The organism is Streptomyces sp. AV19 (assembly GCF_015999245.1).
Classification (GTDB): domain Bacteria; phylum Actinomycetota; class Actinomycetes; order Streptomycetales; family Streptomycetaceae; genus Streptomyces.
Genome location: NZ_JAEAMR010000004.1, coordinates 304,972 through 317,068, shown reverse-complemented (window position 1 = coordinate 317,068; position 12,097 = coordinate 304,972). Strand labels below are relative to the sequence as shown.

Sequence of the window (12,097 nt, the reverse complement as noted above, 5' to 3'; positions counted from 1 at the left end):
CCCGTCTGGGGGTTGCCCCCTCCGGGGAGCTTGAGGACGAGCGGCGGAGCCGCGAACTCAGCCCGTCCGGCGTTTGAGGACCAACGCGGCGAAGCCGCGTTGCGGGGCCCGGGGCGCAGCCCCGAAAGGGGGCGCAGGGGGCGAAGCCCCCGCACCACCGCGCGGAGCGCGGTGAGCGGGCCGAGGGGCGCAGCCCCGGGAGAAACGGTGAAAGGGCGGGGCGGGGAGAAAAACCCCCACGTCAGCGGAACGTGTGCCACGTATGCGCCACATCCACCACCACATGATTCCCCGTCTGGAACGCCCGGAACGGCAACCGCGACCGCACCCCCAGCCCCACCACCGTCTCCCCCTCGAAACTCCCCCCGAACCGCGCGTCCCGGAAGGTCCGGTAACCCGTGAGGTCCACCCCGGGCAACGGCCGCCCCGGCCGGGCCGGATATCTCGGGCCGCCCGTCTCCGGGTCATGGCTCGGCGCCGCCACCCGGATCTCCAGGATCGCCCCGCCGAACACCGGCACCGTGTCCCCGGAACCGTCCTGATACAGCCTCCCCACGTACCCCACGCGGTACCCGATCGGGTGACCGTCGGTCGTGTGGACGTCGAAGACCATGCGGTCGAAGCAGCGGTGGCGGCCCGCCCGGACGTCCGTCAGCGGGTGGTACTCCGAGTCGGCGCGGATCTTGGTGCGGCTGCCCCAGCCGATCCGGCAGCTGGCGCCCATCGCGCCACCGGCACCCTTCGCCGCCTCGGACGCGACCGCTCCCGTGGCCGTCGCCAGCCCGGCGCCCGCCAGCACGAGCGCGGCCAGTGCGGTCCTGAACCGTCGCATTGCAACCCCCAGCCATCGAGGACGGGCGCGCGGTCCGGCCCGTTCCAGGCGGGATCATGCCGGACCGTTCCACCACTCAAGGAACAGAGCGAGCGATTCAGGCCAAGTGCGACTAATCAGGACATAGGGAAAGGCCGTCCCCCCGAAGGGGAACGGCCTTTCCCTGAGAACGCCGGAACGCCGGAACGCCGGAACGCCGGACGTCAGCCCTCGACACCGAGCCGCTCAAGGCTGTGCTCAATTATTCTTTCGCGGCAAGCCGCTCAAGAATCAGCTCGCGCACCCGCGCCGCGTCCGCCTGACCGCGCGTGGCCTTCATGACCGCACCGACGAGCGCGCCCGCCGCCGCGACCTTGCCGCCGCGGATCTTGTCCGCGATCGCCGCGTTGGCCGCGATGGCCTCGTCCACGGCCGCGCCCAGCGCGCTGTCGTCGGAGACGACCTTCAGGCCGCGCTTCTCGACGACCGCGTCGGGGTCGCCCTCGCCCGCGAGCACGCCCTCGATGGCCTGACGGGCCAGCTTGTCGTTGAGCGAGCCCTCGGCGACCAGCGCCGCGACCCGGGCGACCTGCGCCGGGGTGATCGGCAGCGCCGCGAGGTCCGTACCGGCCTCGTTGGCGCTGCGGGCCAGCTCGCCCATCCACCACTTGCGGGCGGCGGCCGAGTCCGCGCCGGCCTCGGTCGTGGCGACGATCAGGTCGACCGCGCCCGCGTTGAGGATCGACTGCATGTCGTGCTCGGAGACGCCCCACTCCTCGCGCAGCCGGTTGCGGCGCACGCGCGGCAGCTCGGGCAGGCCCGCCCGCAGTTCCTCGACCCACTCGCGGGAGGGGGCCACCGGCACCAGGTCCGGCTCGGGGAAGTAGCGGTAGTCCTCGGCCTCCTCCTTGATGCGGCCGGCGGTGGTGGAGCCGTCCTCCTCGTGGAAGTGACGGGTCTCCTGCACCACCTTCGCGCCCGCGTTCAGCACGCCGGCGTGGCGGCCGATCTCGTAGCGCACGGCGCGCTCGACGGACCGCAGGGAGTTGACGTTCTTCGTCTCCGAGCGGGTGCCGAACTTCTCGGTGCCGTGCGGGCGCAGCGACAGGTTGACGTCGCAGCGCATCTGGCCCATCTCCATACGGGCCTCGGAGACGCCGAGCGCCTTGATGAGCTCGCGCAGCTCGGCGACGTACGCCTTGGCGACCTCGGGGGCCCGCTCGCCCGCGCCCTCGATCGGCTTGGTGACGATCTCGATGAGCGGGATGCCGGCCCGGTTGTAGTCGAGCAGGGAGTGGGACGCGCCGTGGATACGGCCGGTGGCGCCGCCCACGTGCGTGGACTTGCCGGTGTCCTCCTCCATGTGGGCGCGCTCGATCTGCACGCGGAAGATCTCGCCGTCCTCCAGCTGCACGTCGAGGTAGCCGTTGAAGGCGATCGGCTCGTCGTACTGGGAGGTCTGGAAGTTCTTCGGCATGTCCGGATAGAAGTAGTTCTTCCGGGCGAAGCGGCACCACTCGGCGATCTCGCAGTTCAGCGCGAGACCGATCTTGATCGCGGACTCGACGCCCACGGCGTTGACGACCGGGAGCGCGCCGGGCATGCCGAGGCAGGTGGGGCAGGTCTGCGAGTTGGCGTCGGCGCCCAGCTCCGTGGAGCACCCGCAGAACATCTTGGTCTTGGTGCCGAGCTCGACGTGGACCTCCAGGCCCATGACGGGGTCGTAGGACGCCAGCGCGTCCTCGTACGGCACCAGTTCAGTGACGGTCACGAAAACTAACCTCTCAGTCCCGGCTCAGCCCGCGAGGACGTCGTCGCTGCTCATCCGGCGCAGCTCGCGGACGAGCAGGGCGACGCCGGTGACGATGGCGGCGGCCGAGACGACCGCGTCGACGAGCTGGAGCGTGTCCTGCTCGACGCGTGCCTTCTTGGCCTGCTTGGCGATGCTCACCGCGCCGAACAGCGTGGTGCCGATGGACAGGTACGTGCCGGCCCTGGACTTCTTGAAGCCCTTGGCCTTCTTCAGGGCGCTTGTCTTCTCGCTCTTCTCGCTCACAGCGACGGTGCCTCCTCCAGCAGCGGGTGGCCCCAGCGGTCCCGGAACGCGGCCTCGACGGCGGCGCCGACCTTGTAGAGCCTGTCGTCCTTCATGGCCGGGGCGATGATCTGGAGCCCCACCGGGAGCCCGTCCTCCGGGGCGAGGCCGCACGGCAGCGACATGGCCGCGTTGCCCGCCAGGTTGGTCGGGATGGTGCACAGGTCCGCGAGGTACATCGCCATCGGGTCGTCGGCGCGCTCGCCGATCGCGAAGGCGGTGGTCGGCGTGGTGGGCGAGACCAGCACGTCGACCTGCTCGAAGGCCTTCTCGAAGTCCCGCGTGATCAGGGTGCGGACCTTCTGGGCGGAGCCGTAGTACGCGTCGTAGTAGCCGGAGCTCAGGGCGTACGTGCCGAGCATCACGCGGCGCTTGACCTCGGGGCCGAAACCGGCCTCGCGGGTGAGCGCGGTGACGTCCTCGGCGGACCGGGTGCCGTCGTCGCCGGCCCGGCGGCCGTAGCGCAGGCCGTCGAAGCGGGCGAGGTTCGAGGAGCACTCGGACGGCGCGATCAGGTAGTACGCGGCCAGCGCGAGGTCGAAGGACGGGCAGTCCACCTCGACGACCTCGGCACCGAGCTCCTTGAGCAGCTCGACGGACTCGTCGAACCGCTGCAGGACGCCGGCCTGGTAGCCCTCGCCCCGGAACTGCTTGACGACGCCGACGCGCATGCCCTTGACGTCGCCGCCCCGCGCCGCCTCGACGACCGGCGGGACCGGGGCGTCGATGGACGTCGAGTCCAGCGGGTCGTGGCCGGCGATGACCTCGTGCAGCAGCGCCGCGTCCAGGACCGTACGGGCGCAGGGGCCGCCCTGGTCGAGGGAGGACGAGAAGGCGACCATGCCGTAGCGGGAGACCGCGCCGTAGGTCGGCTTGACGCCGACCGTGCCGGTGACGGCGGCGGGCTGGCGGATGGAGCCGCCGGTGTCCGTGCCGATGGCGAGCGGGGCCTCGTACGAGGCGAGGGCCGCGCTGGAGCCGCCGCCGGAGCCGCCGGGGATCTTGGTCAGGTCCCAGGGGTTGCCGGTCGGCCCGTAGGCGCTGTTCTCCGTCGACGACCCCATGGCGAACTCGTCCATGTTGGTCTTGCCGAGGATGACGACGTCCGCGTCCTTGAGGCGCTTGGTGAGCGTCGCGTCGTACGGCGGGATCCAGCCCTCGAGGATCTTGGAGCCGACGGTGGTCGGCACGCCCTCGGTGGTGAAGATGTCCTTCAGCGCGAGCGGGACGCCGGCCAGCGGGCCGAGCTTCTCGCCGCGGGCGCGCTTCGCGTCCACGGCACGGGCCTGGGCGAGGGCGCCCTCACGGTCCACGTGCAGGAAGGCGTGCACCTTCTCGTCGACGGCGTCGATGCGGGCCAGGTGGGCCTCGGTGACCTCGACGGCCGTGAGCTCGCCGGCGGCGATCTTCTCGGCGATCTCCGCGGCCGTGAGCTTGATGATGATGTCCGTCATGACGGTTTTAGTCCTCCCCCAGGATCTGCGGCACCTTGAAACGCTGCTGCTCCTGGGCGGGGGCGCCGGACAGCGCCTGCTGCGCCGTCAGCGACGGACGGACCTCGTCCGGGCGCATGACGTTGGTCAGCGGCAGCGGGTGGGAGGTCGGCGGGACGTCCTGTTCGGCGACCTCGGAGACGCGGGCGACCGCGCCGATGATGTCGTCGAGCTGGGTGGCGAAGTGGTCGAGCTCTTCGTCCTTCAGCTCAAGACGTGCCAGCCGGGCGAGGTGGGCGACCTCCTCGCGCGTGATGCCAGGCATGCGGCGATCCTCAGGGTGAGTGTGGTGGTTTCCGCCCAATCCTATGGGGCCGGGTGCGCGGGGCGCGAAACGTATTCGTTTGGGGTGCCCCGGACCCGCCCTTTCACCGTTTCCGCAGCAGCACGCTCCGCGTTGTCCTCAAGCGCCGGACAGGCTGATTCAGCCCGTCCGGCGCTTGAGGACAACGCGGCGAAGCCGCATTGCACCCCGCGCGGAGCGCGCGAGAAACGGTGAAAGTGGGGGTGCCCCCTCTGGGGGAGGGACCGGGGCAAAATCCCCCCTACGTCACCGGCTGGTCCGCGCCCGCGCCCGGCGCGTCCGCCGGGGCCGACGCCGGCGCGGACACCGCCGTCCCCTCCCGCAACCGCAACCACGCCGTCGTCTCCTCCGGCGGCATCGCCGCCGCCACCAGCCACCCCTGCACCGCGTCGCAGCCCAGATCGCGCAGCCGTTCCCACGTCTCGTCGTCCTCGACGCCCTCCGCGACGACGAGCAGGCCGAGCGAGTGCGCCAGGTCCAGCGTGCAGCGGACGATTTCCGCGTCCTCGTTGTCGATCGCCAGCCTGGCCACGAACGAGCGGTCGATCTTGAGCTCGCTGACCGGCAGCCGCCGCAGGTGGACCAGCGACGAATAGCCCGTGCCGAAGTCGTCGAGGGACATCTTCACGCCGTGCCCGGTGAGCCCGGCGAGCGTATCGGCGGCCCGCTGCGGGTCCTCCAGCAGGACGTGCTCGGTTATCTCCAGCTGGAGCGCCCCCGGCGGGACCCCGTGCCGGGCCAGCCGCGCCGCGACGGCCCCCGCGAAGCCGGGCGTGTGGACGTCGCGCGGCGAGACGTTGACGGCGACGGGCACCTCCAGGCCCATCGCGCGCCACCGGGCGACCTGCCCGAGGGCGGTCTCCAGCACGTACTCCGTGAGCCGGGGCATCAGCCCGGAGGACTCGGCGATCGCGATGAACTCGTCCGGGGAGACCCGGCCGCGCTCGGGGTGGACCCAGCGCACCAGCGCCTCCAGCCCCTCGACGTGCCCGTCGAAGCGGACCTTGGGCTGGTAGTGCAGCTCGACGTCGCCGGCGTCCAGCGCCCGGCGCAGGTCGCCCAACAGCCCCAGCCGGTCGGGGGTGTTGCCGTCGCGCCGGGCCTCGTAGACCTCGACGCCGCTGCGGTCCCGCTTGGCCTGGTACATCGCCACGTCGGCGCGGCGCAGCAGCCCTTCGGCGTCGGTGGCGTGGTCGGGGTAGACGGCGACGCCGGCGCTGGCCTCCAGGACGAGGGTGAGCCCGTCGAGGTCGAGGGGCGAGCCGAGGGCGGCGACCAGGCCGCGGGCGACGCGCTGAGCACTGGTCAGGGAGTCGGCGACGGGGAGCAGGACGGCGAACTCGTCGCCGCCGAGGCGGGCGGCCTCCGCGTCGCGGGGCAGCGCCTGCCGCAGCCGGGCGGCGATCTGGAGGAGCAGCCGGTCCCCGGCGAGGTGGCCGAGGGTGTCGTTGACGGACCGGAACCGGTCGAGGTCGATCAGGACGAGGGCCGCGCGCTCACCGGTCTGTTCGGCCTCGTCGATCGCGGCCCAGGTCCGCTCCAGCAGGCACTGCCGGTTGGGGAGTCCGGTGAGGGGGTCGCGGAGCTGCTCCTCGGCCCGGGCGTGGGCGATCCAGAGGGTGGAGTCGAGGGCTATGAGCGGGACGGCGAACAGCGGGAGCAGCAGCGGGGTGTGGTCGGCGACGACGGCGATCAGCGGGGCGATCCCGAGCAGGGCGCCGCCGACGAGCGCCTGCCGCAGCAGGGCGATGCGGGCCACGGCGCCGGTGAGCCGGGCGTGCGGCGGGGCCAGGTGGCGCCAGAGCAGGGCGCGGGTGACGGCCAGGTATACGAAGGCCGCGAGCGAGATCCGGGGGAGGTCGGCGAGCTCCCAGCGGTCGGGCAGCCACGGCTGTTCGACGGAGGCGTGCACGCCCCAGGCGGTGAGGGCGAAGCCGCCCGCGGCGACCCCGAGGACGTCGACGGCGCAGTGGAGTAACGCCTGGCGCCAGCGGTGCCGGCGGGCGGTGCCGACGAAGGTGACGACCGCGATGCTGATCAGGGCGGCGGGCAGCCAGCCGTAGAGCAGCAGGACGGCCAGGGTGAGGGCGGCGCCGGACCCGGTGCCGCCCCACCAGCGGTCGCGGCCGAGTGCGACCAGGTGGGCGACGATGAGCGCGGTCAGCGTGGCCAGGGACCAGCCGACGGTCTGTCCGGGGAAGAGCGCGTGGCCCTCGGCGACCGCGTGGCGGACGCCGAGGGCGAGGACCAGCAGCGCGAGCGGAACGCAGACCACCGGGAGCGCGGGCGGAGGGTCCCGGCGCAGTCGCGATGCCGGTTCGGCGCTGTCGGTGGTGGGTTTCATGCCCGTCCCTCTCACAGCCGGCGGTGCCCGCGCCACGGCAGGCGCACATCTCAACAGTAGGCCGCAGAAGGCTACGACGGGCAGCGATCGGCAGCGGTTGCCCGAACGGGATCCGGCCTCGCGCAGCCATCCGGTAAGCGTTGTAGGGGTAATGCCCACTGGTCCTGCGGGCATTACTCCGGCCGGGGGCCGGGGCGTTCCCCGGGAAAACTCAGCCCGCCGGGGTGGCCTCCTGCGGAACGGCGGCCGCCCGCGCGGCCTCCGGGCCCTCCGCGAGGAGCACGGCGAAGCCGTCCTCCTCCAGCACGGGCACCTTCAGCTGCATCGCCTTGTCGTACTTGGAGCCGGGGTTGTCACCGACGACCACGAAGTCGGTCTTCTTCGAGACCGATCCGGTCACCTTGGCGCCCTGTTGCTGGAGCGCCTCCTTGGCCGCGTCGCGGGTGTACGAGGCGAGGGTGCCGGTGACGACGACGGTCAGGCCGGCCAGCGGCCGCGGGCCCTCGTCCTCGCCGGCCTCCTCCTCCATCCGGACGCCGGCGGCCCGCCACTTCTCGATGATCTCGCGGTGCCATTCCTCGGCGAACCACTCGCGGACGGCGGTGGCGATGGTGCCGGACACACCGTCCACGGCGGCGAGTTCCTCCTCGGCGGCCTCCGCGAGCCGGTCCAGCGACCGGAATTCGCGGGCCAGCGCGGCGGCGGCGACGGGGCCGACGTGGCGGATGGACAGCCCGTTGACGATCCGGGCGAGGGGACGCTGCTTCGCCGCCTCGATGTTCGCCAGCATCGCGACGGTGTTCTTCTTGGGCTTGCCCTCCTTCGTGGCGAAGTAGGGGACGACCTTCTCCTCGCCGGTCTTGGGGTCGCGCTTGGGCAGGCCGCTGTCCGGATCCCGGACGTACGACCGGATGGGGAGCAGCTCCTCGATCGTCAGATCGAACAGATCCCCCTCGTTCAGCATCGGCGGAGTGGCCGGTTCCAGTGGCTGGGTGAGGGCGGAGGCGGCCACGTAGCCGAAGTTCTCGATGTCCAGGCACTCGCGGCCGACGAGGTAGTAGACGCGCTCGCGGATCTGGCCGGGGCAGGAGCGGGCGTTGGGGCAGCGGAGGTCGATGTCGCCCTCCTTCATGGGGCGCAGCGCCGTCCCGCACTCGGGGCACTCGGCGGGCATCACGAACTCCCGCTCGGTGCCGTCCCGGAGGTCGACGACGGGGCCGAGGATCTCGGGGATGACGTCGCCGGCCTTGCGGATGACGACGGTGTCGCCGATGAGGACGCCCTTGGCCTTGACGACCTCCTGGTTGTGCAGGGTGGCGAACTCGACCTCGGAGCCGGCGACGGTGACCGGCTCGACGACGGCCTGCGGGGTGACGCGGCCGGTGCGGCCGACGCCGACGCGGATGTCGAGGAGCTTGGTGTTGACCTCCTCGGGCGGGTACTTCCAGGCGATGGCCCAGCGGGGGGCGCGGGCCGTGGAGCCCAGGCGGCCCTGGAGGGGCACCTCGTCGAGCTTGACGACGACGCCGTCGATCTCGTGCTCCATGGAGTGGCGCACCTTGGGCTGGCCGTAGTGCGCGATGAACTTCCGCACCCCGTCGAGCGAGTCGACCACCTTCGCGTGCGCGGCCGTCGGCAGGCCCCACTCGCGCAGCAGCTCGTAGGCGTGGGACTGGCAGTCGATGTCGAAGCCCTCGCGGGCGCCGACGCCGTGCACCACCATGTGCAGCGGGCGGGTGGCGGTGACGCGCGGGTCCTTCTGGCGCAGGGAGCCGGCCGCCGCGTTGCGCGGGTTGGCGAAGGGCGGCTTGCCGGCCTCCACCAGGCGGGCGTTGAGCTCCTCGAACTTCTCCATCGGGAAGTAGACCTCGCCGCGCACCTCGACCAGCGCGGGGATCCGGTCGCCCCGCAACCGGTGGGGGATCTCGGAGATGGTGCGGATGTTGGGCGTGATGTCCTCGCCGGTGCGGCCGTCGCCGCGGGTGGCGGCGCGGGTGAGGCGGCCGTGCTCATAGGTGAGGTTGACGGCGAGGCCGTCGACCTTGAGCTCGCACAGGAAGTGGTAGCGGGAGCCCTCGCCGATGTCCTTGGCGATGCGCTCGGCCCAGGCGGCCAGCTCCTCGTCGGTGAAGGCGTTGTCGAGGGAGAGCATGCGCTCGCGGTGCTCGACGGCCGTGAACTCCGTTTCGTACGACCCGGCGACCTTCTGGGTCGGCGAGTCGGGCGTGCGCAGCGGCGGGTGCTCCTCCTCCAGGGCCTCCAGGGAGCGCATCAGCCCGTCGAACTCGGCGTCGCTGATGACGGGCGCGTCCTTCACGTAGTACCGGAAGCGGTGCTCCTCGATCTGCTCGGCGAGCAGGGCGTGCCGCTCCCGCGCCTCCGCGGGGAGCCCGCTTTCCCGTTCGACAGCCACCGTCTCTTCCTCCCGTTGCTCCATGCGCGCCGTCACTCCGGGTTGTCCGCGAGTGATCGTGCCGCCCGGACGCAGTGGGCGAGGGCCGTACGGGCATATGCGGGCGAAGCACCCGCGAGTCCGCACGACGGGGTGACCACCACGGACTCCGCGAGGGTCGCCGGCGACAGCCCCAGCCTGCGCCACAGCGTCCTGACCCCCATGACGCTACCGGCAGGGTCGGACAATGGGCCGTCCACGCCGGGCGCGACGCCGACGAAGAGCTTCGTGCCGGCCTCCGCGGCCTCGCCGAGCGCCTCGTCCTCACGCTCGGTGACCAGCGAGAAATCGAACGAGACTCCGGCCGCGCCGGCCCGCCGCAGCAGCGCGAACGGCACACCGGGGGCGCAGGAGTGGACGACGAGCGCCCCGTCCGCCTCCCGGGCGACCTCGGCGACGTCCCGCAGCGCGCCCTCGACGACGGCCCGGTCGACGGCCCGGTGGGTCCGGTAGCCGCTGGCCGTGCGCACCTGGCCGCGCAGCACGGCCGGCAGCGACGGCTCGTCGAGCTGGAGCACGAGCCGCGCCCCGGGCACCCGGCGGCGCAGCTCGGCCAGATGTCCGCGCAGCCCCTCCGCGAGCGAGGCGGTCAGGTCCCGGCAGGCGCCCGGGTCGGCCAGCGCGGCCTCGCCGCCGCGCAGTTGGAGCGCCGCCGCCAGCGTCCACGGGCCGACGGCCGACACCTTCAGCGCGCCCTCGTACCCCTGGGTGAACTCCTCCAGGGCATCCAGGTCCTCGCGCAGCCAGGAATGCGCCCGCCGGGTGTCGCGGCCCGGCCGGTCGGCGATCCGCCAGCCGCTGGGCTCGACGTGGGCGAAGACCTCCACCAGCAGCCCGGCCGTCCGGCCGGTCATGTCCGCCCCCGGCCCGCGCGCGGGCAGCTCCGGCAGGTACGGCATGGCCTCCAGCGACCCGGTGACCGTTCTGGCCGCCTCCCGGGCGTCCGTCCCGGGCATGGACCCCACGCCGCTGGCGGTCCCGGGCCCGACCTCGATACTGCTCTTCTCACTCACGCAGGCAGGGTACGAGACCCCTCGCCGTCGGCGCGCAGCCCGAGCCAGGCGAGCAGCGCCCCCGCGGCGAAGACGGCGGCGACCAGGCCGAAGGCGACCGGGACCGCCGTGTACCAGCCGCCCGCCCCGGCGATGACGGCGCTCGTCGCGGCCACGCCGACGAGGGTGCCGAACTGGCGGTTGGCGTTGAGCACGGCGCTGGCGATGTTGGCGTGCTCGCCGCCCGCGGCGTCCATGAGGGCGCCGGTCATCGCCGGGACGACCACGCCCATGGCGGTGTTGACGGCGGCGAGGACGACGGCCAGCACCCAGTAGGGCATGGCGGGCGACACGGTGAGGGCCAGGACGGCCATGCCCGCCGCGGCGAGCCCCAGGGAGACGACCATCGTCGGACGGCCCCCGAAGCGCCGGCCGAGGTGCCCGTGGAGGAGGTTGCCGACGGGCCAGACGAGCTGGAGAGGCATGATCTCCAGGCCCGCCCGGAGCGGCCCGGCCCCCCGCGCCTGCTGGAAGAAGAGGCCGAGCAGGAACAGGGTGCCGTACATCCCGAAGTTGAGCAGGAAGCCGATGGATCCCGCCGACCGGAAACGGAGGTCGGCGAGCAGCGGACGCGGCAGGATGCGCCGGACCGCCCGCCGTTCCCGCGCCCCGAACCCGGCGGCGGCCGCCACCGCCACGGCGAAGGCGCCCAGCACGGCGGGCGCGGTCCACCCCGTCTCGGGCCCCTGGATCAGCCCGTAGCTGAGTCCGGCGAGGGCGAGCAGCCCCCAGGCGTGCCCGCCCGCCCCGAGCGCCCCGGGCCGGCCGGGCACCTCGGCCACGACGGCGCGCGCCAGGACGATCCCCAGCACGCCGACGGGCACGTTGATCAGGAAGACGGAGCGCCAGCCGAAGCCGGCGACGAGCACCCCGCCCACGGCGGGGCCCAGGCCGCCGGCGACGGACACGATCGCCGTCCACAGGCTGAGCAGCCGGGTGCGTTCCTTCGCCCCGGGCGCGGCGGCCAGCAGCAGCGTCAGCGAGCTGGGCATGAACAGCGCCGCCCCCGCGCCCTGCAGCAGCCTGCCCGCGATCAGCGGCCCGGCCGTCGGCGCGAGGGCGCACAGCAGCGAGGCCGCGACGAAGAGGCCGAGTCCGGCGAGGTAGACGCGCCGCGCGCCGTGGCGCTCGGCGAGCGAGCCGGCCAGCAGGAGCAGGGAGGCGAAGACGAGGACGTAGCCGCCCACCACCCAGGTGAGCCCGGACAGGGTAAGGCCCAGGCCCGTCCGGAGCGCCGGCCCGGCGACGTTCATGATCGTGGTGTCGAGCACGGCCATGCCGAACCCGAGGGCGAGGGCGATCAGTCGGAGCCCCTGGCCGCGCGGCGGGGCGGTGGATACGGACGCGGAGGCGGGCGTCTGTGCGATCACCCCGGAAAGTCAATGCCATTCCGGCGGCCACCACAACATTGACGGCCCAAACTTTATGCAGTCTACACGCACCCTTGGCACACTGTGCGCCGGGCCCGCGACGCGCACGACCGCGCACGCGGAACTCCCGTACGCCTCCCGGCCGTTGAGGCAACCATGCGGGCGGGCAGCGCGTC

Annotated in this window: 9 protein-coding genes; all 9 read right to left on the bottom strand. The window is 72.9% G+C overall.

The features are described 5' to 3' along the window. Nucleotides 1-241 precede the first annotated feature (241 nt). Entirely contained in the window at nucleotides 242-832 is a 591-nt protein-coding gene (locus I5Q34_RS06195; RefSeq protein ID WP_199891132.1) for a hypothetical protein, read from the bottom strand. Nucleotides 833-1,073: 241 nt separating this feature from the next. Continuing rightward, complete coding sequence (gatB, locus tag I5Q34_RS06190; RefSeq protein WP_199891131.1) at nucleotides 1,074-2,582, bottom strand: Asp-tRNA(Asn)/Glu-tRNA(Gln) amidotransferase subunit GatB; 1,509 nt, start codon at nucleotides 2,580-2,582, stop codon at nucleotides 1,074-1,076. A 24-nt stretch (nucleotides 2,583-2,606) separates the two neighbouring features. Then, nucleotides 2,607-2,867, bottom strand: a complete 261-nt coding sequence (locus I5Q34_RS06185) for a hypothetical protein (RefSeq protein WP_199891130.1) — start codon at nucleotides 2,865-2,867, stop codon at nucleotides 2,607-2,609. Further along, on the bottom strand, nucleotides 2,864-4,360 hold the full coding sequence (gatA, locus tag I5Q34_RS06180; protein ID WP_199891129.1) for an Asp-tRNA(Asn)/Glu-tRNA(Gln) amidotransferase subunit GatA: 1,497 nt from the start codon (nucleotides 4,358-4,360) through the stop codon (nucleotides 2,864-2,866). Before gatA ends, I5Q34_RS06185 begins: the two co-directional genes overlap by 4 nt. A 7-nt stretch (nucleotides 4,361-4,367) precedes the next feature. After that, on the bottom strand, nucleotides 4,368-4,664 hold the full coding sequence (gene gatC / locus I5Q34_RS06175; protein ID WP_199891128.1) for an Asp-tRNA(Asn)/Glu-tRNA(Gln) amidotransferase subunit GatC: 297 nt from the start codon (nucleotides 4,662-4,664) through the stop codon (nucleotides 4,368-4,370). 280 nt (nucleotides 4,665-4,944) lie between these two features. After that, entirely contained in the window at nucleotides 4,945-7,047 is a 2,103-nt protein-coding gene (locus I5Q34_RS06170) for a bifunctional diguanylate cyclase/phosphodiesterase (RefSeq protein WP_199891127.1), read from the bottom strand. Between the two features lie 211 nt (nucleotides 7,048-7,258). Further along, entirely contained in the window at nucleotides 7,259-9,484 is a 2,226-nt protein-coding gene (ligA, locus tag I5Q34_RS06165; RefSeq protein WP_199891126.1) for an NAD-dependent DNA ligase LigA, read from the bottom strand. Nucleotides 9,485-9,492: 8 nt separating this feature from the next. Further along, a complete protein-coding gene (locus I5Q34_RS06160; RefSeq protein ID WP_199891125.1) occupies nucleotides 9,493-10,512 on the bottom strand; it encodes a methionine synthase in 1,020 nt (339 codons plus the stop codon). Beyond that, the gene (locus I5Q34_RS06155; RefSeq protein ID WP_199891124.1) at nucleotides 10,509-11,921 is read right to left on the bottom strand and encodes an MFS transporter; all 1,413 of its coding nucleotides are present in this window, start codon (nucleotides 11,919-11,921) and stop codon (nucleotides 10,509-10,511) included. Before I5Q34_RS06155 ends, I5Q34_RS06160 begins: the two co-directional genes overlap by 4 nt. Between the last annotated feature and the right edge of the window lie 176 nt (nucleotides 11,922-12,097).

What these genes read in the sequence shown, in the direction of transcription:
- I5Q34_RS06195 (WP_199891132.1), bottom strand. Translation starts at nt 832, where the DNA reads ATGCGACGGTTCAGGACCGCACTGGCCGCGCTCGTGCTGGCGGGCGCC.
- gatA (WP_199891129.1), bottom strand. Translation starts at nt 4,360, where the DNA reads ATGACGGACATCATCATCAAGCTCACGGCCGCGGAGATCGCCGAGAAG.
- gatC (WP_199891128.1), bottom strand. Translation starts at nt 4,664, where the DNA reads ATGCCTGGCATCACGCGCGAGGAGGTCGCCCACCTCGCCCGGCTGGCA.
- I5Q34_RS06170 (WP_199891127.1), bottom strand. Translation starts at nt 7,047, where the DNA reads ATGAAACCCACCACCGACAGCGCCGAACCGGCATCGCGACTGCGCCGG.
- ligA (WP_199891126.1), bottom strand. Translation starts at nt 9,484, where the DNA reads ATGGAGCAACGGGAGGAAGAGACGGTGGCTGTCGAACGGGAAAGCGGG.